The organism is Streptomyces sp. AC555_RSS877, assembly GCF_019049245.1.
Classification (GTDB): domain Bacteria; phylum Actinomycetota; class Actinomycetes; order Streptomycetales; family Streptomycetaceae; genus Streptomyces.
Genome location: NZ_JAGMUK010000202.1, coordinates 1 through 559 on the forward strand (window position 1 = coordinate 1; position 559 = coordinate 559).

The following is a 559-nucleotide window of genomic DNA, read 5'->3' on the forward strand; positions in this document are numbered from 1 at the left end:
GAGGCGGCGAACACCGACTGGGTGGCCACCGGGCCCGCCTCGCCGGCCTCGAGGTCGACGGCGTCGGTGATGATGCCGGAGCCGATGCGCAGCGCCAGGCGGGCGGCGATCTCCTTGCCCTCGGCGGAGGAGGGGACCAGGACGGCGGCCGGGGAGACGGCCTCGTACGCGGCCTGGAGGGCGTCCACCTTCGGGACGACCAGGTAGTCGGCGTACTCGGCGGCGTCGTGGGTGAGGACCTTGACCGCGCCGTGCTCGCCGAGGACGGCGGCGGTGTCGGCGGCGCCGTTGCCGAGGGCGACGGCGACCGGCTCGCCGATGCGACGGGCCAGGGTCAGCAGCTCCAGGGTGGGCTTGCGGACGGCGCCGTCCACGTGGTCGACGTAGACGAGAACTTCAGCCATGGGAATGCTCTCCTGCGGATTGCGAAGTCTGAGGGGCGGTAAGGGGGTGGGACCTAGATGAACTTCTGGCCCGCGAGGAACTCAGCGAGCTGCTTGCCGCCCTCGCCCTCGTCCTTGACGATCGTGCCGGCGGTGCGCGCCGGGCGCTCGGCCGC

2 pseudogenes are annotated in these 559 nt (G+C 72.8%); both read right to left on the reverse strand.

Annotated features, from left to right (window positions below):
- Positions 1 to 404, reverse strand: a pseudogene (locus KUM49_RS42205) (electron transfer flavoprotein subunit alpha/FixB family protein); the annotation flags it as partial.
- Positions 405 to 457: 53 nt separating this feature from the next.
- Positions 458 to 559: pseudogene (locus KUM49_RS42210) on the reverse strand (electron transfer flavoprotein subunit beta); the annotation flags it as partial.